The 24,300-nt window shown below is 40.2% G+C and carries 24 protein-coding genes, 1 pseudogene and 1 riboswitch; of the genes and pseudogenes, 11 read left to right on the forward strand and 14 right to left on the reverse strand.

Going from position 1 to position 24,300, the window contains the following annotated elements:
• The first annotated feature begins 150 nt into the window (after positions 1-150).
• On the forward strand, positions 151-939 hold the full coding sequence (locus ACIQCO_RS24080; RefSeq protein ID WP_400433812.1) for a nucleotidyltransferase domain-containing protein: 789 nt from the start codon (positions 151-153) through the stop codon (positions 937-939).
• A gap of 75 nt (positions 940-1,014) precedes the next feature.
• Here the strand turns inward: ACIQCO_RS24080 and nadA are convergent, their stop codons facing one another.
• The 6 genes from nadA to ACIQCO_RS24110 form a co-directional block, all read right to left on the reverse strand.
• Positions 1,015-1,974, reverse strand: coding sequence for a quinolinate synthase NadA (nadA, locus tag ACIQCO_RS24085; protein ID WP_400433814.1), 960 nt, complete (start codon positions 1,972-1,974; stop codon positions 1,015-1,017).
• A gap of 1 nt (position 1,975) precedes the next feature.
• On the reverse strand, positions 1,976-2,821 hold the full coding sequence (gene nadC / locus ACIQCO_RS24090; RefSeq protein WP_400433817.1) for a carboxylating nicotinate-nucleotide diphosphorylase: 846 nt from the start codon (positions 2,819-2,821) through the stop codon (positions 1,976-1,978).
• Positions 2,790-4,370, reverse strand: a complete 1,581-nt coding sequence (gene nadB, locus ACIQCO_RS24095) for an L-aspartate oxidase (RefSeq protein ID WP_400433820.1) — start codon at positions 4,368-4,370, stop codon at positions 2,790-2,792. Before nadB ends, nadC begins: the two co-directional genes overlap by 32 nt.
• Positions 4,371-4,742: 372 nt before the next feature.
• Positions 4,743-5,492 (reverse strand): SDR family oxidoreductase, encoded by a 750-nt coding sequence (locus ACIQCO_RS24100; protein WP_400433823.1) that lies wholly within the window; start codon positions 5,490-5,492, stop codon positions 4,743-4,745.
• A gap of 13 nt (positions 5,493-5,505) precedes the next feature.
• Positions 5,506-6,531, reverse strand: a complete 1,026-nt coding sequence (locus ACIQCO_RS24105) for a zinc-dependent alcohol dehydrogenase (RefSeq protein ID WP_400433826.1) — start codon at positions 6,529-6,531, stop codon at positions 5,506-5,508.
• Positions 6,532-6,703: 172 nt separating this feature from the next.
• Complete coding sequence (locus tag ACIQCO_RS24110) at positions 6,704-7,396, reverse strand: GntR family transcriptional regulator (RefSeq protein WP_400433829.1); 693 nt, start codon at positions 7,394-7,396, stop codon at positions 6,704-6,706.
• A gap of 660 nt (positions 7,397-8,056) precedes the next feature.
• Between ACIQCO_RS24110 and ACIQCO_RS24115 the strand changes: the two genes are divergently transcribed.
• The 6 genes and pseudogenes from ACIQCO_RS24115 (at position 8,057) to ACIQCO_RS24140 (ending at position 14,130) form a co-directional block, all read left to right on the forward strand.
• Complete coding sequence (locus ACIQCO_RS24115) at positions 8,057-9,229, forward strand: ABC transporter substrate-binding protein (RefSeq protein ID WP_400433832.1); 1,173 nt, start codon at positions 8,057-8,059, stop codon at positions 9,227-9,229.
• Between the two features lie 153 nt (positions 9,230-9,382).
• Positions 9,383-10,262, forward strand: a pseudogene (locus tag ACIQCO_RS24120) (branched-chain amino acid ABC transporter permease).
• A gap of 10 nt (positions 10,263-10,272) precedes the next feature.
• Positions 10,273-11,208: a branched-chain amino acid ABC transporter permease gene (locus tag ACIQCO_RS24125; RefSeq protein WP_400433835.1), complete on the forward strand. Its 936-nt coding sequence runs from the start codon at positions 10,273-10,275 to the stop codon at positions 11,206-11,208.
• 1 nt (position 11,209) lies between these two features.
• Positions 11,210-11,989, forward strand: a complete 780-nt coding sequence (locus tag ACIQCO_RS24130) for an ABC transporter ATP-binding protein (protein ID WP_400433838.1) — start codon at positions 11,210-11,212, stop codon at positions 11,987-11,989.
• The gene (locus tag ACIQCO_RS24135; protein ID WP_400433841.1) at positions 11,982-12,689 is read left to right on the forward strand and encodes an ABC transporter ATP-binding protein; all 708 of its coding nucleotides are present in this window, start codon (positions 11,982-11,984) and stop codon (positions 12,687-12,689) included. Before ACIQCO_RS24130 ends, ACIQCO_RS24135 begins: the two co-directional genes overlap by 8 nt.
• Before the next feature lie 643 nt (positions 12,690-13,332).
• The gene (locus tag ACIQCO_RS24140; RefSeq protein WP_400433844.1) at positions 13,333-14,130 is read left to right on the forward strand and encodes an AIM24 family protein; all 798 of its coding nucleotides are present in this window, start codon (positions 13,333-13,335) and stop codon (positions 14,128-14,130) included.
• Positions 14,131-14,212: 82 nt separating this feature from the next.
• Here ACIQCO_RS24140 and ACIQCO_RS24145 read toward each other — a convergent pair whose 3' ends face one another.
• From ACIQCO_RS24145 to ACIQCO_RS24155, 3 genes are all read right to left on the reverse strand, one after another.
• Entirely contained in the window at positions 14,213-14,686 is a 474-nt protein-coding gene (locus tag ACIQCO_RS24145) for a hypothetical protein (RefSeq protein WP_400433846.1), read from the reverse strand.
• Positions 14,683-14,892: a helix-turn-helix transcriptional regulator gene (locus ACIQCO_RS24150; protein WP_400433849.1), complete on the reverse strand. Its 210-nt coding sequence runs from the start codon at positions 14,890-14,892 to the stop codon at positions 14,683-14,685. Before ACIQCO_RS24150 ends, ACIQCO_RS24145 begins: the two co-directional genes overlap by 4 nt.
• A 197-nt stretch (positions 14,893-15,089) precedes the next feature.
• Entirely contained in the window at positions 15,090-17,096 is a 2,007-nt protein-coding gene (locus ACIQCO_RS24155; RefSeq protein WP_400433851.1) for a catalase, read from the reverse strand.
• Positions 17,097-17,405: 309 nt separating this feature from the next.
• Between ACIQCO_RS24155 and ACIQCO_RS24160 the strand changes: the two genes are divergently transcribed.
• Positions 17,406-17,789 (forward strand): hypothetical protein, encoded by a 384-nt coding sequence (locus tag ACIQCO_RS24160; protein ID WP_400433854.1) that lies wholly within the window; start codon positions 17,406-17,408, stop codon positions 17,787-17,789.
• Between the two features lie 4 nt (positions 17,790-17,793).
• Here the strand turns inward: ACIQCO_RS24160 and ACIQCO_RS24165 are convergent, their stop codons facing one another.
• A complete protein-coding gene (locus ACIQCO_RS24165) occupies positions 17,794-18,294 on the reverse strand; it encodes a hypothetical protein (RefSeq protein ID WP_400433857.1) in 501 nt (166 codons plus the stop codon).
• A gap of 373 nt (positions 18,295-18,667) precedes the next feature.
• Here ACIQCO_RS24165 and ACIQCO_RS24170 point away from each other — a divergent pair, with 373 nt between their 5' ends.
• Both ACIQCO_RS24170 and ACIQCO_RS24175 read left to right on the forward strand, forming a co-directional pair.
• Positions 18,668-18,868, forward strand: coding sequence for a hypothetical protein (locus ACIQCO_RS24170; RefSeq protein ID WP_400433860.1), 201 nt, complete (start codon positions 18,668-18,670; stop codon positions 18,866-18,868).
• Between the two features lie 3 nt (positions 18,869-18,871).
• Positions 18,872-19,156 (forward strand): hypothetical protein, encoded by a 285-nt coding sequence (locus tag ACIQCO_RS24175; RefSeq protein WP_400433863.1) that lies wholly within the window; start codon positions 18,872-18,874, stop codon positions 19,154-19,156.
• Between the two features lie 74 nt (positions 19,157-19,230).
• Here the strand turns inward: ACIQCO_RS24175 and ACIQCO_RS24180 are convergent, their stop codons facing one another.
• Complete coding sequence (locus ACIQCO_RS24180) at positions 19,231-19,479, reverse strand: hypothetical protein (protein ID WP_400433866.1); 249 nt, start codon at positions 19,477-19,479, stop codon at positions 19,231-19,233.
• Positions 19,480-19,709: 230 nt separating this feature from the next.
• A complete protein-coding gene (locus tag ACIQCO_RS24185) occupies positions 19,710-19,997 on the reverse strand; it encodes a transposase (RefSeq protein ID WP_400433869.1) in 288 nt (95 codons plus the stop codon).
• A gap of 171 nt (positions 19,998-20,168) precedes the next feature.
• Positions 20,169-20,270, forward strand: a riboswitch (SAM riboswitch).
• Positions 20,271-20,545: 275 nt separating this feature from the next.
• On the opposite strand from ACIQCO_RS24185, the gene ACIQCO_RS24190 reads away from it, so the two are divergent.
• Positions 20,546-21,667 (forward strand): 5-methyltetrahydropteroyltriglutamate--homocysteine S-methyltransferase, encoded by a 1,122-nt coding sequence (locus ACIQCO_RS24190; protein WP_400433871.1) that lies wholly within the window; start codon positions 20,546-20,548, stop codon positions 21,665-21,667.
• Positions 21,668-21,752: 85 nt separating this feature from the next.
• Here the strand turns inward: ACIQCO_RS24190 and ACIQCO_RS24195 are convergent, their stop codons facing one another.
• A complete protein-coding gene (locus ACIQCO_RS24195) occupies positions 21,753-22,928 on the reverse strand; it encodes an amidohydrolase (RefSeq protein WP_400433874.1) in 1,176 nt (391 codons plus the stop codon).
• A complete protein-coding gene (locus ACIQCO_RS24200) occupies positions 22,921-24,159 on the reverse strand; it encodes a Zn-dependent hydrolase (RefSeq protein WP_400433877.1) in 1,239 nt (412 codons plus the stop codon). The genes ACIQCO_RS24195 and ACIQCO_RS24200 overlap by 8 nt, the downstream gene beginning before the upstream one ends.
• Positions 24,160-24,300 lie beyond the last annotated feature (141 nt).

Below are 24,300 nucleotides of genomic sequence, written 5' to 3' on the forward strand. Positions count from 1 at the left end.
TCTAATCATTGAAATTTTATTGAGGACAACTTCTAATATTAATATAATAAAACTGTGATGGTATAAGCTTAATCCAGTTTGAAGGAGTGGTACATATGGGGAAAAAGAGGCTGTGAAGTAATCTACTTAAGGTAAAAGGTGGGGTATTAATTGAGAGATATCATTTTAACATCATTGAAAAAAATCGAAGAAGACTTTCACGTTAAAATTCTTTTTGCATGTGAATCAGGGAGCAGAGCTTGGCAGTTCCCATCAAAAGATAGTGACTATGATGTCCGATTTATTTATGTACATAAAAAGGAAGAGTATCTAGCCATCGACCCAATCGGTATTGGATCCAAACGTGATGTAATTGAATTACCGATAAATGACTTACTTGATATTACAGGTTGGGAATTGACGAAAGCCTTACGATTATTTAGAAAGTCCAATCCCCCATTAATGGAATGGCTGCATTCAGGAATCGTATACTATCAAGCTTATTCAACCATTGAGCAGATGCAAGAGCTAAGCAAAAGCATTTTCGCTCCCAACTCTTGTTTACATCACTATCTTAATATGGCAACCAATAATTTCAGAGAATATTTACAAGCGGAAGAAGTGAAAATAAAAAAATATTTTTATGTACTTAGGCCCGTTTTAGCTGCAGAATGGATTGAAAAATATAATGAGTTTCCTCCATTAGAATTTTCAACATTAGTGAATCATTTAGTTCCAGAAGGTTCACTAAAGAATGAAATAAACACACTATTAAAAAGAAAATTGGATGGAGAAGAACTGGATAAGGAACCTAAAATCCAAGTAATCAATAAATTTCTAAATGAGGAAATCGAACGTCTTCGAGAATATGCTAACACACTTAATAATGATATACCCAACTTTACACCCAAACTAGATTTACTATTCAGGGATACTCTCGAAGAGGTATGGAAAGGGTAGTTGACTAGTGGTGCCTGACACCCAGAGTGTTAAAGCGTTACCGCATCGGGGGACAGGCACCTATATTCAATAAAATTAACCAATGGATACCATTCGTTCAATTGAAAGCTTTGCACGTTCGGCTGTATCGTCAGGAACTGTAATCACATGTTTGCTTTCTTTTAAAGCAGCTAAAACTTTTTCAAGTGTGATCATTTTCATAAATGGACAAATGGCTTCTGGATTGGCTGCGACGAATCGTTTGGTAGGATTTTGTTTTTCCATTTGATGAATAATCCCTACTTCTGTTGCGACGATGAATTCATCTGCCTGTGAATCTTTAGAATGTTTTAGCATATTACCCGTTGATAGAATATGAGTTTTATCCTTTGGCAGTACGCCTTCAGACATTAAATACATGCTGGAAGTAGAACAGCCGCATTCTGGATGGACAAGCAGTTCGGCTTCGGGATGCTCTGTAAGCACATCTTCTACCTGATGCGGGGCAATCCCTGCGTGAACGTGACATTCCCCCATCCAAATATGCATGTTTTCACGGCCTGTTTCCTTCTTCACAAAAGAACCCAGGAACATATCCGGTAAGAAAAGGATCTCTTTATCTTCAGGAATGGAACGAACAATATCCACCGCATTCGAAGAGGTGCAGCAATAATCGCTTTCTGCCTTTACTTCAGCAGTTGTATTGACATACGCAACGACAACAGCTCCGGGATGCTCAGCTTTCCATTCACGAAGCTGGTCTGCTGTGATAGAATCAGCCAAGGAGCAGCCTGCATCCAAGTCTGGAAGGAGCACAGTTTTCTCTGGGTTCAACATTGCAGCCGTTTCCGCCATAAAGTGAACACCGCAGAATACAATAACATCTGCAGAAGTGTTTACCGCAGCACGAGCAAGTGCAAGGGAATCACCCAGCACGTCTGCAATATCCTGAATTTCTGGAAGTTGATAATTGTGAGCGAGCAGAATGGCATTGCGCTTTTTCTTCCATTCTTGAATTTCCTCGATTATGCGGCTTTGCATTTCAGTAACTGTCATTTTATTGTTCCTCCCCAAGTAAGACCTTGACGCTAATATCAAGCGCTTTGTATGAATGAGTTAAAAAACCAAGCGAAATATAATGAACACCCGAATCACGATAATCGGCCAAATTGGCTAATTGAATTCCGCCTGAGGCTTCCGTAATAATGGTGTCAGGCACTAGTTTTATAAGTTCCTTTATTTCATCTGGAGTCCGGTTATCAAACATAATAACATCCGCGCCTGCTTCGACCGCTTCGATTACTTGTTCTTTTGTCTCGGTCTCCACTTCGATTTTAACCATATGTCCTGTTTTCTCACGGACTAACTCGACTGCACGTTTAATAGAGCCAGCAAAAGAGATATGATTGTCTTTTATCATGACTCCATCATAAAGTCCATAACGGTGATTATAGCCGCCGCCACATCGAACCGCGTATTTTTCGAGCATTCGAAGTCCTGGTGTTGTTTTTCTTGTATCGCAAATCCTTGTAGAAGAGCTATTCAGCGTCTCCACTGCTTTTTTTGTTAAGGCAGCAATTCCGCTCATGCGCTGAACAAGATTAAGGATGACCCTTTCTCCTTTTAAAAGAGCGGAAACCTCCCCTGACACCACAGCTAATCGCTGCCCTATTTCGAATCTGCAGCCATCTTTGACAAATAAATCGATGTCAATTTGCGAATTCAACAAGTGAAATCCCGTCTTAATAATTTCTTCCCCGCAAAAAACTCCATCTTCTTTTGCTATAAAGACGATTTGCCCTTTGGTCTGGTTTGAAAAGATTAAATCGGTTGTGACATCCTGTTCTCCAATGTCCTCGATAAAAAATTGCTCAATTAGCGAGCGCAGTTTCAACGTATTCACGATTGATTGCCACTTCCCCTTTGTGTTTTTGAATGATTATTTTCTTCAACCAGTTTTCATCATTTTCATCTGGAAAATCACTTCTAAAATGACCGCCGCGGCTTTCTGTCCGGGTTAAGGCAGACCTCGTAATCAGCGTTGCATTGACGTACATAAAAATTGCGGTAAGGTCTTCAGTCGAATAAGCGTCAAATTCCGTTAACTCGTTTACATGCAGCTGCTCGAGCCAACTTTGTTGTTCTTCCAAGAGCTCTTTGGAACGGACAATCCCGACCCTTTTCATCATCCGCTCCTTTAAAACCTGGACATCAGGAAGAAAAACACGTTTTTCTTGAAGGAAAGGAACAGGTCTTGGAAAATCAGGAATTGGATTTTTTTTCGAATGTGAATTAATCCATTGGGAAAGCTTTTTACCTTGGTAAAGGCCCTCTAATAATGAATTACTGGCCAGGCGATTCGCACCATGAAGACCTGTGCATGCCGCCTCTCCAATCGCAAATAGCCCATTTATTGACGTACGCCCTATTACATCCGTTTTTATACCGCCCATTAAGAAATGACTGCCAGGAACAACCGGAATTCTCCCTTCTGACAAACTCACCCTATTATTCTGGCAAATCGCTGTAACGGAAGGAAACCTTTTTTCAAAGTCATTAATGCTTCTAATATCCAGAAATACTTCATGGCCTTTTTCGATATAATCAAATATGGTCTGAGAAACGATGTGTCTTGGGGCGAGGTCCTTTAAAGGATGGACACCTTCCATAATCGGTGTTCCATCTTCCGTCACTAAAGTGGCCCCTTCCCCTCGAACTGCTTCAGAAATTAAGCCCTTTGTTTCCCCATTTATATACAAAATTGTTGGATGAAATTGAATAAACTCCATATCGGCAATTTCAGCTCCTGCCAAATAGGCCATGGCAATCCCATCACCAGTTACAGTAGGGGCATTTGAGGTATAGGGATATAATTGGCCGCAGCCGCCTGTCGCAAGGATCACATAATCTCCATAAAAATAATGGATGGTGCCATCTTCAGTTTTCGCTTTGGCGCCAATACACCGTTTTTGCTTATGGTCAATGATTAATTCGTAAACAAAGACATTCTCTTCGACTTTACTATTTTCAGGAAGTTTACTAATCAAGTATTCTATTACATTTTTTCCTGTTGCATCGCCGCCGCTATGAACAATTCTTTTTTCACTGTGAGCCCCTTCCAATCCAAGCTGCAAATTTCCATGTTGATCTTTGTCAAAAATATTACCTTGTTTAGCAAGATCACCAATCAGTTTGGGAGCTTCGTTCACTATTTCACGAACGGTATCCTCATTATTATGAAATCTTCCGGCCTCAAGCGTATCAGCGAAATGCTTCAAAGGGTCGTCTTGAATCCCGATGGCAGCAGCAATCCCACCTTGCGCCAAATAAGAATTTGCATTCTTAATATGTGACTTTGTGAGGATTCTCACATTCTTATCATGACTAAGTAAAATGGACAGCTGCAAGGCCGCAACTCCACTGCCAATAATTAGAACGTCACTCTTTCCCATAGTGTATACCCCCAAAGGTTAACAACTGTCTTGACATATATATTTACATAGATTCAAACTAAAAACAAGATTTTTTAACAGGAAAAATATAGATAAAAACAAAGGGATGTTTGTAGCTTTCCTTTTTCAGGACATTGAATCTATAACCCAAAAGGAATCGATGGAGTTTATATTTGATTAATAAATAGGAGTGTTTCTATGACAGGTCAGAAAAAGTTAATCGGGGAAGAAAGAAGGTTTATAGATTTTTCAAAAGGCACCTGACCCCCTAATGTAAATATTTTGTTGCACAAGGGGCCAGGCAGGATATGCTCTCGAAAAAATTATTGAATTCTCAGTTCTTATTGTTCCATTGCACTTGCTTCGTTTCTCTTATCTGCCTAACCAGCCGCCATCAACAGCTAATAGGTGGCCATGGATATAATTCGATGCATCGGATGCCAAGAAGATCACTGTTCCCATAAAATCTTCTGGTGTTCCCCAGCGGCCCGCTGGAATCCGCTCGAGAATCTGACGATTTCGCGTTTCATCCTGAAGCAGTGCCTCATTCATATCTGTTGCAATATATCCAGGAACAATCGCATTTACATTGACATTTTCTTTTGCCCATTCATTTGACAGCGCCTTCGTCAATTGCGCTACCCCGCCCTTCGCGGCAGCATAAGCTGGTACCGTTAAGCCGCCTTGGAATGATAATAAAGACGCCATGTTAATGATTTTCCCTTTCCTTTGAGGAACCATGAATTTGCCAGCTTCTTGACATAAAAGCCAAACACATTTTAAATTCACATTGATTACATCGTCCCAGTCATTTTCTGAGAATGAAACGGATGGTGAACGACGTTGAATGCCCGCATTATTGACGAGAATATCAATCTGCCCAAGCTCATTCACAACCGTCGGTATCGCTGCCTTTACTTGTGACTGATCCTCTAGGTCGCAAGGAACAATGATGCACGTTTGTCCCCGTGCTTCAATTTCCTTTTGTACGGAGTGGTCATTTACATTCCGCTGAAGCAAGGCGACCTTGGCTCCGGCTTCCGCGAGTGCAATGGCCATTTGTCTTCCAATTCCTCTTGTAGCCCCTGTAATAGCAGCTACTTTCCCATCTAATCGAAACATCTGGTATTCCCCCTTACAAGCTTGGCTGAATTAAGATTTTTAAAGACTCTTCCGGGTTTGTCATAAGCTGAAATCCTTTTTCGATTTCATTAAGCGGCAATTGATGTGAAATCAATGACGTGACATCAATTTGTCCACTTGCCATCATACTGATGGCGGTTGCAAAATCTGAATGGCTATAGCATCGTGTCGTCGTTAGCGACAGTTCTCGGAAATGCATCGCTGCAAGATCAATGGTTGGGGGTTGTTTAAAAACACTTACAACAACGATTTGACCCTGTGTTCGACAAGCATGAATCATCTGATTCGCTGTGATGTTATTGCCTGCAACCTCGAAAACAACATCTGCGCCATTTCCATTTGTTGCAGCCTTCACTTCTTCTACTACATCTACTTTTTTGCTATCCAAAACAATAAAGCCAAGTTCTTCCGCCTTACCTAAACGATACGGACTAATGTCAGAAATAAATATTTTATCTGCTCCTGCTAATTTTGCTGTAAGAGCAATTAATAAACCAATTGGACCCGCTCCTAGTACCAACACTGTATCTCCTACTTTAACATTCGAGCGCCGTACAGTGTGTATCCCAACAGCCACGGGTTCTGCAAGTGCGGCATGTTCATCGGATAACGTATTTGGCACCTCATGCAGCCGATGTAATGGAACAGCTACATATTCCGCAAAACCGCCGTGTGAATCAATCCCGATTAATCCAAGCGTTTTACAAACATGGGAATTTCCTGATAGACAAGCATCACACTTACCGCAGCTAATCGTAGGTTCCACAACAACTCTATCTCCTACAGTAAATGTGGAATCACCATTGATTTCTTCAATCACTCCACTGAATTCATGGCCCATTGCCAGAGGAGCTTTGGCTCTAGGGTGCTTTCCAAAATAAATCATCATATCAGTGCCGCAAATACCTGCGGAGGATACCTTTATTAATGCCTCTCCCTGTTTCAATGTTGGTTTTTCTAAAGTCCCTAATACCACATTTTTTTCAGATAGATACAATCCGGCTTTCATAACAGTCATTTCTTTTTCCTCCTAAAAATTGATTTATTTATGAAAAGTGTAAAATAACTAATCATTAACCTGGTGTACTTGTCGACAACTTCAATAATCGAATGTTGTGTACTTGTCGACAAGATGTGTTTGAATACATTTTTTATATCCAATTGGTATGAAGACTCCATCTTGGTTCTGCCTATCTTTCATGTATTTTATGATTAAGGACAGTGTTATTTACCGTATGTCGAGTATCTTCAAAATGCTCTTGGATTACCTGTTTCATATTGCTGCTATCTTTTGAAATTAAAGCGTTTACAATCAATCGGTGTTTATCTATTAAAGGTTTAATTTCATGTGTTTCTGCTGTGAACCTTTTTTCTGTTGCCACTAACAGCGCCGCAAGTACAATGTGGCGAATATTATTCCACAAATGAAGAATTCTTGTGTGATCACCCTCTAAAATCATAATTTCATGGAAATGTAGATCTTGATAAGCGAACTCGATAAAATCGTGGTGCTTAGCTGCCATTTCCATCTTATCAATGATTTGATTTAGTGCAGTGACTAAATTTTCATGTTGAATTTTCGAAAGTCGTTCCAAAATAAACGTTTCAATAAAAAAACGAACGTCGTATATTTCCTCAATATCCTTTGGAGTCAACCCCAGTACTACTGCTCCCATACGTTCCAAGCGGATTAAACCTTCAGTAAAAAGTGTTTTTAAAGCTTCTCTAACCGGAGATCTACTAGTACCAAATTCATCTGCAATCTGGTTTTCGGATAATATAGTGTTAGGTTTAATAGTTCCACTTACAATTTGCAGACGTAACTCACAAGCAATTTTCTCTCCAAGTGAAGCCCCTTGTAACCATGAGGCAGGATACTGCATAGCTACTCAGCTCCCCTATTAGTTAAATCTTTTTTTGTGTACTTGTATACAACATTATCCTCATTTTACTGAATCATTTTAACTTTGTAAATAGTCTCATTGTAAGCGCTATGAAAATATTTCAGATGAACAATCTCCTTCATGAAAAATGGACTTTCTTATACTTTAATACAAGATATAGAAAGGTTTTTCCTTTCATTTCTGAGTGGTGTCTGATCACTATACATTTTGAAATGTTGAGGAGGTTCTCCTTTTTTCTCTAAAATCGGTGCCTGACCCCCAGTGTTTTAAAGCTTTAACGCATCGGGAGTCAGGCACCCACTTTCCCAATCCATTTTCCCGTTCCAATACTATTAGAATAATTTAACTACACTATTTTATTATTCAAATTCTATTAACTCTAATTCCACCTTTGTTAATCCATGTCATTTTTAGTAATGATATATGATTTTTCTCGTTTTTACTATCATTTTCAACATGAAAGCACAATCATTTCCAAAAAATTATAAATTTCTGAAATATTGAAATAATATACTAGACGAAAGAAAAAAATTGTTTTAATATACTAATTGTTAAATCATTTCTAACTATCATTTACCGATACTCCATTTCGGATAATAGTGTCAGAAAAATCAAAAACTTTCAGAAGGGGAACTAGAGATGAAAATGAAATTTAGTAAGGTGTTTATGGCATCAGCTTTAGCTGCCGGAATCCTTGCCGGTTGTTCAGCGAACGGTGGCGACGGCGGTAATTCCAAGGACTTCAAGCTTGGAGTAAACATGGAGCTTTCCGGTAACGTTGCATCCTATGGTGAATCAATGACCAAAGGTGTTGAAATGGCCGTAGCTGAAATTAACAAGGCTGGCGGCGTTGAGGGGAAACAAATCAAAGTCATTAAAGTAGACAATAAATCAGAAGCGGCTGAAGCTACAAACGGTATCATTAAACTTACAAGCCAAGACAAAGTAAATGCTGTAATTGGGGCCGCAACAAGCGGAAATACCGTTGCACAAGCGCAGATTGCAAATGATACCAAGACAGTTCTTATGGCGCCAGGGGGAACAAGCCCAACTGTTACTGTAGATGAAAAAGGAAAAGTAAGAGAATTCGTTTTCCGTACATCTTTCATTGATCCATTTCAAGGTACAGTTGCAGCCAATTTTGCTTTGAATAATTTAAAAGTTAAAGATGCAGCCATCTTTTCCGACAACTCAAGTGACTATGCAAAAGGACTTTCCAATGCTTTCAAGGAAACATTTAAAAAAGCCGGCGGTAAAATCGTTAAAGAAGAATCATATGTAGCAAAGGATACTGACTTCCGTGCTACATTAACTAACATCAAGGCGAAAAATCCATCATTTATTTTTATCCCAGGCTATTATGAAGAGGTTGGCTTAATTGTGAAGCAAGCCCGCGAGCTAGGTATCACCGTTCCATTAATGGGTGCTGATGGCTGGGATTCGCCTAAATTAGTTGATTTAGCCGGTGCTGATGCATTAAATAACACCTACCTAATCAACCACTATTCTACTGAGGATCCAGATAAGAAGGTTCAAGAATTTGTTACAGCATTCAAAGATAAGAACAATGGTGATGCCCCTAACGCTTTCAATGCACTTGGTTATGACACAGTATATTTCTTAGCCGATGCCATTAAGCGTGCTGGCAGCACAGACTCCGTTAAAATTCAAAAAGAATTAGCAAAAACCAAAGATTTATCCCTTGTAACTGGGGTATTATCACTTGATAAAAATCACCACCCAATTAAAACTGCAACAATTTTAGAGTACAAAGACGGTAAGCAAGTGTTTAACACAAAAATTAATCCTTAATAAACAGACCAGTAAAATGGAAGGATTATCCTTCCATTTTACTTTTTTAAAAAAGGCTTTTCTAAAAAATGGTTGATTTCACACACTATATTGATAGGAGCGCAAATGAACAGACAAGGGTAACAATGCCCTAGAAAAAAGGAGAAAACACGCATGGATTGGTTACAACAGCTAATAAATGGAATTTCACTCGGCAGCATCTATGCCTTAATCGCATTAGGATACACAATGGTGTATGGAATCATTAAATTGATCAACTTTGCACACGGTGATGTAGTTATGGTAGGTGCCTTTATTGGGTTCTATGCGATTACGGGATGGGGATTAAGCTTCTTGCCCGCACTCATTATATCAATGGCTGTCTGTGCTGTATTTGGAGTATTAATTGAACGGATTGCCTATAAACGGCTTCGGAATGCTACGAGAATCGCTGCTTTGATTACAGCAATTGGTATGTCTCTGTTGATTGAATATTTAATGATTTATATACGTGGAGCACAGCCAGAAGCGTATCCTGCTGACGTTTTACCAAACAAAGCCATCCATTTATTTGGTGCCCAAATTAATAGCAAGTCTTTATTTATCTTATTAACCTCTATCATCCTAATGATTATTTTACAATTTATTGTTCACCGCACAAAAATGGGTAAAGCGATGCGTGCTGTATCTCTTGACATGGATGCTGCCCGCTTAATGGGAATAAACGTTGACAAAACGATTTCCTTCACATTTGCCATTGGATCGGCATTAGCAGGAGCGGCCGGGGTCGTGTTCGGGGGCCTATTATACAAAAGTTGAACCATTAATGGGTGTGATTCCTGGGTTAAAAGCGTTCGTTGCAGCTGTTTTGGGCGGTATCGGCAGCATTCCGGGAGCGATGGTTGGCGGAATTATCCTCGGTTCCGTCGAATCAATGGTCAGTGCCGCAGGATTTTCTTTATGGAGAGATGCAGCCGCCTTTATCATTCTGATTCTCATACTGATCTTTAAACCATCAGGCATCTTTGGTAAAAATACAAGAGAGAAAGTATAGGTGAAAAATAATGAAGAAATCAAAACCATTTTGGGCATTTGTGATTCTAGCGGCGATTGTGTATGGAGTCGTCCAATTTTTCATCGCCTCTGGATTATTAAATCAATATTATAGTAACTTGTTCATTACAATCTCAATAAATATTATTTTAGCAGTCAGCCTCCATTTGGTCATTGGCATTACCGGCCAGTTCTCCATCGGCCATGCTGGGTTCTTGGCAGTCGGGGCTTATATTTCGGCCATTGCCACGATGAAATTTGAGTTGCCGTTTATTCTCGCCATCGTAATTGGCGGAGTAGTTGCCGCTCTTACTGGTCTTATTGTAGGGATTCCTACCTTAAGGTTGCGAGGGGACTATTTGGCCATTGCCACCCTCGGTTTTGCGGAAATCATTCGGATTGTGTTATTTAATATTGACTATGTTGGCGGAGCAGCTGGGATGCAGGTCTCCCATCTTACCACCTGGACCATCACGTTTGTCTGTCTATTTATTACGATTCTGGTGATCGCCAACTTTACCAATTCCAGACATGGACGTGCATGTATTGCGGTTCGGGAAAATGAGATTGCTGCCGATGCCATGGGAATCAATACTACCTATTATAAAGTTCTTGCTTTTGCCATCGGATCATTTTTTGCCGGAATTGCCGGCGGGTTATTTTCACATAATTTCTATATCTTACAGCCCGGCAATTTCGGTTTCTTAAAATCATTTGATATTCTCATCTTCGTTGTCTTAGGTGGTCTTGGCAGCCTGACAGGGTCGGTGCTTTCAGCCATCCTATTAACCGTTGTTTCAGCGTTTTTAGCGCAATATCCGGAAACACGAATGATTATCTATAGCTTAGTCTTGGTAATCGTCATGCTGTACCGTCCACAAGGCTTGATGGGTACACGTGAAATCACAGATTTATTTAAGTGGAAACCGGCAAAAGGAGGCAATTAGAATGGCACTGCTAGAAGTAAAAAATGCCGGCATTCAGTTTGGCGGATTAAAAGCTGTTTCTGGCTTTAATATGGAACTGCATCAAGGTGAACTGGTTGGTCTAATCGGGCCAAATGGCGCCGGGAAAACGACAAGCTTTAATTTGTTAACAGGTGTCTACGTACCAACTGAGGGTGAGATTTTATTTAACGGAAAGCAGCTGAACGGCTTGCCTCCTTACAAGGTGACCCAAAGCGGAATCAGCCGTACCTTTCAAAATATTCGCCTGTTCAGTGAACTATCCGTGTTAGACAATGTAAAGGTTGCTTATCATTCGTTAGCGAAAAACTCAATTTTGAGTTCCATTTTCCGTCTGCCTTCCCATTTTTCTGAGGAAAAAAATATGGAGAATAAAGCGCTCGAATTTTTGAAAATTTTTAACCTAGATGGTTTAAAGAATGAAATGGCTAAAAATTTACCATACGGGCAGCAGCGTCGATTAGAAATCGCCCGTGCTTTAGCTGCAGGTCCGAAACTGTTGCTGCTGGATGAACCGGCAGCCGGGATGAATCCGCAAGAGACCCACGAACTAATGGAACTAATCTCATTTATTCGTAAACAGTTTGGTCTAACGATTTTGTTAATTGAACATGATATGCAGCTAATCATGGGCATCTGTGAACGAATTTATGTACTCGACCATGGCCAGTTGATTGCAGAAGGAACACCAGAGGTAATTCGCAGCCACCCGAAGGTGATTGAGGCCTACTTAGGAGAGGAGGTTCCAAGCAAGCATGCTTAAAGTCAACGATATTAATGTATTTTATGGAAACATTCATGCACTCAAAGGAATTTCATTAGAGGTACAGGAAGGCGAAATTGTTACTTTAATCGGTGCAAACGGTGCAGGAAAAAGTACGCTTCTAAAAACCTTATCCGGCCTTCTCAAGCCAAAATCAGGTGCGATTGAATACTTAGGCGGACCGATTTCTTCCAAGGCTCCTCAGGCGATTGTAAAGGCCGGAATTTCACACGTCCCAGAAGGACGCCGTGTTTTTTCCAACATGTCAGTAGAGGAAAATTTGGAATTGGGAGCCTATACAAGAAAGGATGCCAGCGGGGTTCGCAAGGATATGGAAAAAGTATATGAGCTATTCCCTCGACTTTTGGAACGCCGCAAGCAATTATCCGGTACACTTTCCGGTGGAGAACAGCAAATGCTGGCAATGGGCCGTGCCATCATGGCCAAGCCAAAGCTACTGCTCCTCGACGAGCCTTCTATGGGATTGGCACCACTAATGGTAAAACAAATTTTTAACATTATTGAGCAGATCAATAAGGACGGAACGACCGTCCTGCTTGTTGAACAAAACGCCAACATGGCATTATCAATTGCCAACCGCGCCTATGTCATCGAAACCGGCCGCATCGAAATTTCAGGGACCGCGGCTGAATTGCAGGCAAGTGAAGAAATTAAAAAAGCCTATCTTGGGGGACTATAGAGACAGGCGGTTATTTAACAAAAGCAGAGGACGTTTATTCGAATGAATAAACCTCCTCTGCTTTTTGTATATATAATGATACTTAGATTATGAAGGACTAATCACTGGCTTTCTGCTAAAGATTAGTCCTTCATACTCACTGATAAGGGATTTTCCTTCCTATTTTGGGCCAAGTGCGACTTAAACGGTGAATGTCCTAATTGAGCTATAAGCGACCGAAGCCGTGAAGTTAGTCCAAGTTGGGTAGCTTATAAGGCCTATAAGAGTCCGATGCCAAGGAAATCGTCCGTATTGGTTAGCTTTTAAGAATATAAGACACCGGAGCTGGGAAATTAGACATGATGATGGACAAATCGTCGGCATTTTTTTAAACCGATTAGTCTATCATTGGCATGATGTGGATTCTACTTCCAAAGATTGTTGGCGTTGTATATTTCCATTCCTCCATGAAAAATGGATCTTCTTGTACTATAATACAAGATATAGGGAGGTTTTTCCTCCCATCTCTAAGTGGAGTTTGATCACTATACATTTTGAAATATTGGGTAGATTCTCCTTTTTTTCTCTTGAATACTTAGGCAAACCAAAGTTTAGAATGATGAAATTTACTCAAAATATATAAAATGAAGAAGGAGAAATTGAGATGTCTGAAGCATATCAAGTGGTTAGTTTTGTCGAAAATCAAAATATAAAAATCGAGGTTTTAGAATACCAGAATTTAGGCGGTAATGATAATTTTAATGTTGCCGAAAAGCTTTATTTTGCGCAAAAATCAAATATTAAGTTGAGACAAGTTAGGGTTACACTCAAAAATAGCTCCCTTACCGCTGAATCTGGTGCACTGCAGTTTATGAAAGGGAATATTACGTTAAAAAGTTTAGGTGGAACGGGTGCAAAAGGGTTTTTAAAGGGATTAGCCTCCAGTGTTTTAGCCAATGAATCGATGATTAAACCGCAATACCAAGGCAGCGGGATTATTTACTTAGAACCAAGTTTTAAACACTATATGATAGTAGAACTTAATAACGAAGAAATTATTGCGGATAAGGGTCTTTTTTATTGCTGCGAATCGAGCGTTTCTGTTTCTGTTCAGGCAATGAAAAATGTTTCCTCTGCCATTGCCGGCGGTGAAGGATTATTCCAAACAAAAGTATCTGGAAGCGGATTTTGCCTATTTGAAATCCCTGTTCCGGAAGAGGAACTGGTGGAGTTTGAACTTCAAAATGAAATGGTGCAAGTGGACGGGAATTTCACGCTATTCCGGCTTGGAAACATTGATTTTACCGTTGAAAAATCAACAAAAAGCATTTTCGGCTCTGTTGCTTCCGGCGAGGGTCTGCTTCAAACGTTTAGAGGTACCGGGAAAGTTATTATCGCACCGACATTACCCGTATATGAAAAGTTAAGTCATATTTTTAACCCAGCCCCATCATCAAAATAAAAAATTTAGAACGGTGCCTGACACCCGAATTGATAAAGGATTATCACATCGGGTGTCAGGCACCAACTTTTTTTGTCTAAAGTTATTTATTATTTTTCTGCCAAGAAATTAAATAGGTCATAATCTGTGTTAAAGGAAGGAGTGTAAATACAAGGATGGGATAATAGGGAACCACTTTGGAAATAAAAGGATAAAGCAGTAACAATGCAGTTATGATTGGAAAAGCATACAGCATGCTAATGTAAGCAGCCCTGCAAGCTCGTGCTGTAATCTGTTGTTCACGTTCGTCCTTTTCTTCAAACTCATCCGGAAGCCAGAATATCTTCGCAAAGTTTTTATTCTGCCCTTTCTTTTTCCGGTATGAAAAAAAGGTCAATAAACCGCCAATAACAAAAAAGAGTATAAAAGGTACAACATTTACTTCAAAAAGATAATCCCGTGATGGATCTTTGAAATATTCAGTAATATCAACGGATGCATAATAAAATGCTGACATTGCACCCCCAAATAACATCAACATTGCAATAATAGCGGACCCCTGGCGAAAAATATTCATGATTCCTCATCCTCCAAATAAAAGATTTCTTCAATTGGCAGCTTAAAAGTTCTGGCAATATTCATCGCAAGCATTAGCGATGGTACATAGCTTCCTTTCTCTAATGCAATAATCGTTTGTCTCGTTACATTGACAAGGTCGGCAAGATTTCCCTGGGTAAAATCATGCCTTGCCCTTAATTCCTTTACCCGATTTTTTATCACCATAGTAATTACCTCAAATTCCATTTGATTACATTCATTGTAAAGTAAAGTGTTCATTTTGTAAAGTTAACTTTACTTTTATTCTAAAAATAGGTACCTGCCCCCCAGTGTTAAGGCGTTTCTGCACTGGGGGGCAGGCACCTATTTCGGGTGTCAGGCACCGTTTTTACAATGATCTAAATTCTATCTTAAAAAAATCTTCAAAGTTGGCGTTCCCAAAATCGGCCTTGTCCAATTCCTTCAACAAATTGGTGAATGTCCGCTTGTGATAAATCGTAAACACCGGCCGTGTTTAAATGGACACGACTCCGCTCCAATGCTTGGCTATTACTTATAGCTAAAGCCAATGGTTTAAAATGTTTAAAGGTGGTTTCAATGAATTCCAATACAGGCGTTTCAATTTCAGGCTCCGTGCTGATTAATAATGCAGCATCAAAAAGACTTGATTCTGCTGTATCAAAGGTATCTGTCACTTTTAGTACAGCATTAATGGCACGAATCCTTTTAGCAACAATACTATAATTTACATTATACTGTGCTAATGTTTTAACCCATTCTGTTAATTTTTCATCATCGGTTTCACCATTTAACAAAATGGCCACAGTTTTTGTATCAGGTTTGCTAACCGTGTTTGCCATGCTAAGAGCTGGCGATTTTTTATCGGATTTAACTTCAAGATTTTCTTCAGGAAGTTCTGCGCCTATGTTATCGGCAACTTCTTGTGCCAGTTGTCGATCGATATGATTGAACAGGGCCACAGCATTATTTTTTACCAAGTCTGATTTGCATTTGCCAAGTTCAAAGCTGCATGCAGCTATTAAATGTTCTTGTTCAAAGGGAGCGAGACTGTTATAGAATAACTTCGCTTGCGAGTAAAAGTCTAGGAAACTATCACTGCGGCCCCTAATTTTTCGCCCGTCGATTTTTTCTTGATAATGATCATAACCGCCCAGTTCAACTGGCACAGGTTCAGGTTGATTGGCATTTAAACCGTTCCGATGGTAGCTTGTTTGACCATGATGAATCGTCATTTGGTGCATTCCATCCCGTTGGTTATTGTGGAAAGGGCACACAGGTTGATTAATCGGAATTTGATGGAAGTTGGGCCCTCCCAGACGGGAAAGCTGCGTATCCGTATAAGAAAATAACCGTCCTTGTAAAAGAGGATCGTTGGAAAAATCGATGCCTGGTACAACATGTCCAGGATGAAAAGCGACTTGTTCTGTTTCTGCAAAGAAGTTGTTGACATTACGGTTTAATGTCATTTTACCAACGATTTTCACAGGGATTTCTTCTTCGGGCCATAATTTTGTCGGATCTAAAATATCAAAATCAAAGCTGAATTCATCTTCTTCAGCAATCACTTGTAAACCTAGCTCCCATTCAGGAAAATCACCTTTTTCAATTGCTTCATATAAGTCTTGACGGTGAAAGTCAGGATTTTTACCGGCAGCCCTTTGTGCTTCATCCCAGACTTGAGAATGGATACCGAGCAGCGGTTTCCAGTGAAATTTCACAAAATGTGCTTTACCATCAGCGTTGATAAGTCGGAACGTATGGACACCAAAGCCTTCCATCATACGTAAGCTCCTTGGAATCGCGCGGTCACTCATTAACCACAGAATCATATGGGCGGATTCAGGATTTTGGCCAATGAAATCCCAAAACGTATCGTGGGCGCTGGCACCTTGGGGAATTTCATTGTGAGGCTCAGGCTTTAGAGCGTGTACAAGGTCAGGGAATTTAATCGCATCTTGGATAAAGAAAACAGGCATATTATTACCAACTAAATCAAAATTGCCTTCATCCGTATAGAATTTGGTCGCAAATCCACGGACGTCTCGAACTGTATCGCTTGACCCTCTTGAGCCCTGTACGGTGGAAATGCGTGCAAATACCGGGGTTGTTTTAGAGGTGTCATTAAGAAAATCAGCTTTCGTATATTCGGATAAAGATTCATAGAGCTGAAAGATGCCATGTGCCCCCACTCCGCGCGCATGAACAACACGTTCTGGGATTCGTTCATGATCAAAATGCGTCATTTTTTCTCGAAAATGAAAATCCTCCATCAAGGTAGGGCCTCTTAAACCGGCTTTTAAAGAAAATTCATCCTCCGCCATTCTTAATCCTTGGTTAGTCGTTAAACCTGCTTGTTCTTCGTTATCGATGGTAAATTTCTTTAACTGTACTGCCTTCTTATTTTCCATAAAATGAACCTCCCAACGAAAATATGTACCTCTTAAAATGAAAAAGCAGGTAAATTTAATTACCCACTCTTCTCGATACCCTATTTACTAACAATAAAACATTATTTGTTTGCCCCCTAAAACAATTACACTGTTCCCTCTCAGGTATTGTCAGGCACCGGAATATGTCTACTATCCACCGCATAAATTAAAAAAAGGTGTCTTACGCGATACGAAAAATTCAGCCTGTACATAATCATGCAAAAAGCGGAAAATGGACGGACTCCTATTGATATTAAGTTCCCCCATTGAACCGTTTGGAGGGAGTTTATGTTTAAATTTTTTTCTTTTAAAAAGAAACAGATCGAAAAAGAAAATAAAATAGACTCTCTTCTTCTCAATAAATTAGATCGAATTATTGAACTGCTTGAGCAAAAACAAAAGGAGGAGGTTGGAAAAAACATTCAATTTGATCATGTTCAAATTGATTATTTAGAAAACATTATTTTCCGACTAGACAATCTAGAAATTGACGAGTTGAGCGGAAAACTTATTATTGGAAATAATATTGGAAGCACGGAAGACCTTTCCCACCCTTACATTTTAAAAATGGATAAAGAGAAGGCGAAACAAGAAACAATGTCAGAAACTAACGCACCAAGTCAAAAAAAAATAACCAAAACAGCTAAAGGTTATCGTTTCAGTAATCATTGAATTTTCACTTTAAATTAGCAATCTTGATATCTTGATCTTCCATAATGCCATCAATAAAATCTTGATCATTATTTGTATTTAAATTATTCAAAAATTGATTTTGATTTCCAAATACAGCACCTTGTGAAAAATTCACTTTTTCATTGGCGTCCATCCCCGTCACATGAGCATTTCCAAGGAATACAGAGCTATTTTGCTCCATCGTATTAACATTAACGGATCCAAGCGTGATGCTCGAAGCATCTTCCTTACTTGGATTCGCAAATGAAATATTAATATCACGGTCATCAATGGGAGTATCGATAAAATCAGGATCATTTAGAATAGAGATATTTTGAAAAAGAAGATTAGACTGACCACTAATCCCCCCAATCACATTATTTTCTTTGCCATGGGTACTCCAGCCGATGGCATTATTTTCTTCCCCTATAAAAATACCAGATTGCCTTTGCATGGTTTGGACATTGATATCTCCGATAAAATTAAATTGTGACGTATTTTTCAAATCCTGATCACCACGTTTCCGTTAAGATCTTGTTCATGTATCGTTCCTATACACCTTTCCTTCTATTTAATGTACCTTATGTGTTTGGATTTAGGATGGTGACGATTGCCTAAGAAATAGCAAACAAAGGTGTCAAACGCCCAAATCATTGAATAAGGTACTAAGAAAAGCGCAAGCGCCCTGGTCAGCGGCGTATGGCCTGGAGCACTCCAACTGAGATAAAGGAAACACGGAGAGCGTAGCGATCCGATGTTGACTTATCGTAGGGCGGAGTGTGAAGGACACTAGCCGCTAGGGCGCTGGAGCTGGACATTTCTCAAAGTCCAATGATATAAATTCTGATATTTTAAAGAAAGGAAAGGAGCTCCTGCATATGATCGAAATGACATTCGGGAATATTACCGTAGACCAACTGAAAACAGCTGCCGGTATTTTCATTGGTGAAAAAAACCGACACAAACAATTTTCTTGTCAAACGACGATAAACGAAGCGGTTGGAACCTTGTCTGGAAATGAAAATAAGTTAACCTATAATTGTTGGGTGAAAAACAAAGAAACATGGGAGGATGAATAGTTCATGTCTTCCCCCATTTTATCCCCGACCTTTCATATCGGGACCATCAAAATCGGGACCATTGAAGAGGCTTCTTGCTTTAGTATCGGAAACAATTTTATTGAAGACTTTAAAAGCAGCAAAAAACATAACCAGGGCTTAGGGAATATCCACGGAGATCGGAACACCTTTGATCATGCTACTGCCTCATTAACCAATTACGAGCGTGTGCCGAAGAAAAAGAAGGGAATCAAACAAGAACAAGCGGAAGAAAATGCCAGGACCAAAAAAACAACAAACCCCAGTTAAAATATGGGTTTGTTGTTTTTTTCTTCTTTCCAGAACGGGGCAAAGGGAATATTTTGGGGAATATCGCTTAAATATTATATATTCGCACCAAGATTTGGTTTAATATCATTGTCAAAGATTGCCCCGTCAATAACCTCAAAGCTATCTAGATTATTGGCTAAGTTTCCGGCCTGCACGTTTCCAATTCCATAAATACCCCCAAAGCCTAAATTATATTTTCTATTGGCGTCCATCCCGGTAACAATTGATTCACCAATAAAGATGGCTGAGCTGGCCTGTGGAGAGTTGACATTAAATATTCCTAAATTAATGACTGAAGGCACTCCATAGTCCTCCCCTTCATTCTCATTCTTTTCTGTAATCCATCTTATGTTTAAAATTTACTTCTGTGAAAGCGGGGACTTTGGACAGCTTTCTTTCACCTTTTTTCAGGTTTGGGTTCCAATTCCCATATCCATCGATTGGTACTTTTCTGGAAAACCGATGCCTGACCCCCAGTGTGTTAAAGCGTTAAGGCATCGGGGCTCAGGCAAAAGTATTAAGACACTGTTCTCTATATTTCATCTACCATCCATAGCACCATTCGATTGATAAAATATATACCCAAATAGGAACCCGTTAGTAAGAAAAGTGGATTTAGGAATATACCATGGATATTGGTCATGAATACGGTTTTATCTTTAATAATCTCGTAAATGGCGAGAGAGGAAATATTCCCAAAAACTAGTGCAGATACAATGGCGCATATATTAAAAACCACACGTAATTTAGGCTTGATTTTCATCACAAAGAACATGAGACCTGGTGCAAAAATACTTCCGAAGATTAATAGAAATTTCATCAAATCACCTCTCTACCATTTTAGACAAAGTAAGCTGGTTTAAATCATTCTTTTCAATTTACTGGATTTTACAGAGTTTTACCTTTTGATTTTTGATGTCATGATTTACTTCCTATTTGACAGAATAGTAAAACGAATGTAAGGTAATTAATAATTAAATAGTTTAGAAAACTCTTATCAAGAGAGGTGGAGGGACTGGCCCCGCGATACCTCGGCAGCAGACTTACGTTAGTACTGTGCCAATTCCAGGAGCGATTTGCTTGAAGATAAGAAGAGAACCAGTGCCGATAATGATTTCCTCTTCTTATTTGTGAGAAGAGGTTTTTTAATTGTTGGCTGTGTTAAAGAATATTGTTGATTTTGATCACAATGTTGATTGGAGTGGAAGGCGCGAGACTCCTGCGGGAGCAGCGGGACAGGTGAGACCCCGCAGGCGCTTTAGCGCCGAGGAGGCTCACCGCCCGCCCCGCGGAAAGCGAAGCGCCTGGAACGGAAATCAACATTCACTTTTAACACCGCCAAATTATTAAAGAAAGAAGGAATTTTACATGACAAAGACAGCAGTGAAAGCACCATTTAAAGCCGATCATGTAGGCAGCTTTTTAAGAACAGAACCAATTAAAGAGGCAAGAAAAGCTTTTGCAAAAGGAGAAATTGATAAAGATACCTTAAAGAAGATAGAGGATCAAGAAATTGAGAAACTTGTTCAAAAACAAATCGAAGTTGGCCTTAACTCCATCACTGACGGTGAGTTTAGACGTTCATGGTGGCACTTCGATTTCTTATCAGGCTTAGATGGCGTAGAAGAGTTTGAAACGGAATATATTAGTAACTTCCAAGGAGCGAAAACTAAAAATAAAGCCATTAAAGTCGTTGGTAAAGTAGACTTCAATGATCATTATATGTTAGAACATTTCAAGTTCTTAAAACAGGCAGTCGACCGCTATGGCGATGGCGGTCAAGTGGCTAAGTTCTCGATTCCAAGCCCTAATATGTTATTTACTAGAATTCAGGGGGATGAATATTATAACGATAACAGCGAACAGTTCTTTCATGATACAGTTGCGGCTTACCAAAAATCCATTCAAGCCTTCTATGACGCAGGGTGCCGATATTTACAATTAGATGATACTTCTTGGATTGATTTTGTTTCGGAAGAACGGATTCAAGCAGTCGTTGAAAAACTTAATATGGGAGTACAGGATATCATCGAAACAAGAGTACGCTGTTTAAATGAAGCCATTTCTAAAAAACCTGAAGATATGGTTATCACGATGCATATTTGCCGTGGAAACTTCAGGTCTACATATATAACTAGCGGCGGTTACGATCAGATCTCTGATGCCATATTTGCTGATTTAAAGGTAGATGGACTCTTCTTAGAATATGATGACGGCCGCTCGGGGGATTTTGAACCATTAAAAAGGTTTAAACGCGCTGACCAAACAGTTGTACTAGGATTAATAACTTCTAAATTCCCGGAACTAGAAAACCCTGATACGATTAAAGAAAGAATTAAAGAAGCAAGCCATTCTATTCCTTTAGAAAACTTATCCTTAAGTCCTCAATGCGGGTTTGCAAGTACCGAGGAAGGCAACAAATTAACCGAAGAAGATCAATGGAATAAGATAAAACACGTCATTGCTATTGCTGAAAGTGTTTGGGGCTAAAGTGGGGCTTGTTTTAGATAATACAAGCTCGATGAGAAATTGAAAATGGTGCCTGACCCCCGATGCGCGGGGTCAGGCATCAGCTTTATTCAGTTAAATAAGCCCAAGCATATTGCGCGTATAATTCCGCACCGGTAACGAGTGCGTCTTCGTCGATGTTGAATTTACCATGATGGTGCGCCCACTCTGTATCTTTTTCAGGGTTGCCGCTGCCCACAAGAGCGAAGCTGCCAGGTACTTCAGCCATATATTCGCTGAAATCCTCACCGCCCATTGTCGGCTTTTCAAAATAGACAGCATCTGCGCCAAATGCTTCTGCGGCCACTTTTTGAACCAATTTAGCACTGTACTCATCGTTATTAACAGCCTGAGTACCGCGGATATAATCCACTTTTACCGTTGCACCGTACATAGCCGCGGCCTGTTCTGCATAATGCTTGAGCTGCGCTTCAATATGGTCTCTAGTTTGAGGGTCGAAGCAGCGGACAGTTCCCTCAATTACCGCATTTTCTGCAATAACATTGAAGCGGGTACCGACTGTCATTTTCCCAACGGTAAGAACAGCAGGATTTAGGGTATCAACCGTTCTCGAAACAATTGTTTGTACATTCATCACAAACGATGAAGCTACAATCGCTGCATCAATACAAGCATGCGGCAGTGCACCATGTCCGCCTCTTCCTTTGAAAGTTACCGTAAAAAGATCCGCTGACGCAAAGGATGGCCCCGCTGGACAAGAAACCTTGTTTGTAGGCATTTGTGACCAAATATGAATACCGAAAACGTTATCCACTCCGTCAACAGCCCCTTGTTTTACGAATGCTTTAGCACCTTCCGCTACCTCTTCAGCAGGCTGGAACAATAACCGGACATTGCCTGGCAGTTCTTCCTTGCTCTCATTTAAAGCTTTGGCAGCAATCAAGAGCATCGCAGTATGGGCGTCATGGCCGCATGCATGCATTTTGCCATCTGTCTTTGATGCATATGGCAGATCCTTATTCAATTCTTCCACCGATAAGGCATCCATATCTCCTCTTAATGCTACTGTTTTACCTGGTTTTCCGCCTTCGATTGTGGCAATGACACCTGTTGGTACAGCTCTTCGATAAGAGATTCCTAGATTTTCAAGATAGTCGCAGACAAAAGCGGTTGTGTTTTCTTCTTCCCAAGATAGCTCAGGCTCACTATGAAGCTTTCTCCGAATGGCTGTTAATTCCTCACTATATTGTTGTATCGCTTGTTTTATTTTTTCATTAATCATTTGACGAAGCCTCCGTTAATTTCTTTGCTGTTTCGTAAAAAATCTGTACGGCATTTGCGATATGCTTAGATTCTGACCATTCCTCAGGACAATGGCTCAGGCCATCTTTACTTGGAATGAACAGCATCCCTACAGCTGTAACATCGGAAAAGACCATCGCATCGTGACCTGCTCCACTATTAATCGAACAATATGGTGTTTCCAATTCACCGCTGATTTGTTTCATAAGAGCGACAATCTCTTGGTTCATAGCTTTTGGCTGCATAAATAACTGCTGTTCAGCCGTAATCTTAATTCCATTCGTACTATATAATTCTATTAGTTCGTTCAGTTTCCGAATGACATTCTGGATATGTTCTTCCTTGCCGGACCGTATATCTACTGTAAAAACGGTCTTTTTCGGGATGACATTGGCACCGTTTGGAAAAACATTTAATTGCCCCGTTGTAATGACTGTTCCTTTCCCTTCTTCGATGGCGAGGCCAGGAAATTGAGCAATCATCTTAGCAGCGGTAACAAGTGCATCCGAGCGGCGATCCATCGGTGTGGTACCCGCATGTCCTGCCTGCCCTTCCACCGTTACTTCAAATTGGGTCAGCCCGACAATAGCCTCTACTACGCCAATCGGAATATCTTTTTCCTCGAGAATTGGCCCTTGTTCGATATGCATTTCTAGGAATGCCTTGATTGTTTTAGGATCTCTTTTTTTGGGAAGCGATGGATCCAATCCGATTTTTACCATCGCTTCTTCTGTGGAGATCCCATTTTTGTCCTTTAAATTTTTAAATTCATCCTCACTCAGCAAACCGGTCATACCTCTAGAGCCCATCAGCCCGCCGCCGAATCGTGCACCTTCTTCCTCGATAAGTGCAATAATTTCTAATGGGTATCTGGGTATTAGTTTATTTTCGGCAAAAAGTGCAGCCACTTCTAGCCCCGCGACTACACCTGCAGGGCCGTCATAAGAGCCTCCATTTGGAACTGAATCAAAATGGGAACCGATTAGAACGCTCGGCGCGTCCTTTAGAGTACCTTCCAGCTTTCCGAAGATATTACCCATTCCATCTTCACTGACAGCCAATCCGTATTCCTTCATTTTTTCAATAATATAGTTCCTAGCCAGCCTGTCTTCCTTACTATATGTCAGCCTTGTTGTCCCTTTTCCGGGTGTGGCTGTGAAATGACTTAATTTGTTAATATGTTCTTCAATTCGTAGTTGAAGGGTCTCCATTCAAATCGCCTCCTTATTATATATGTCTTGCTCCAGCGCCCTAGCGGCTAGTGTCCTTCGCTCTCCGCCCTACGATAAGTCAACATCGGTTCGCTATGCTCACCGTGTTTCCTTTATCTCAGTTGGAGCGCTCCGGGCCAT

Origin of the sequence: Neobacillus sp. NPDC093127, from assembly GCF_044754175.1 — a bacterium.
Classification (GTDB): Bacteria; Bacillota; Bacilli; order Bacillales; family Cytobacillaceae; genus Neobacillus.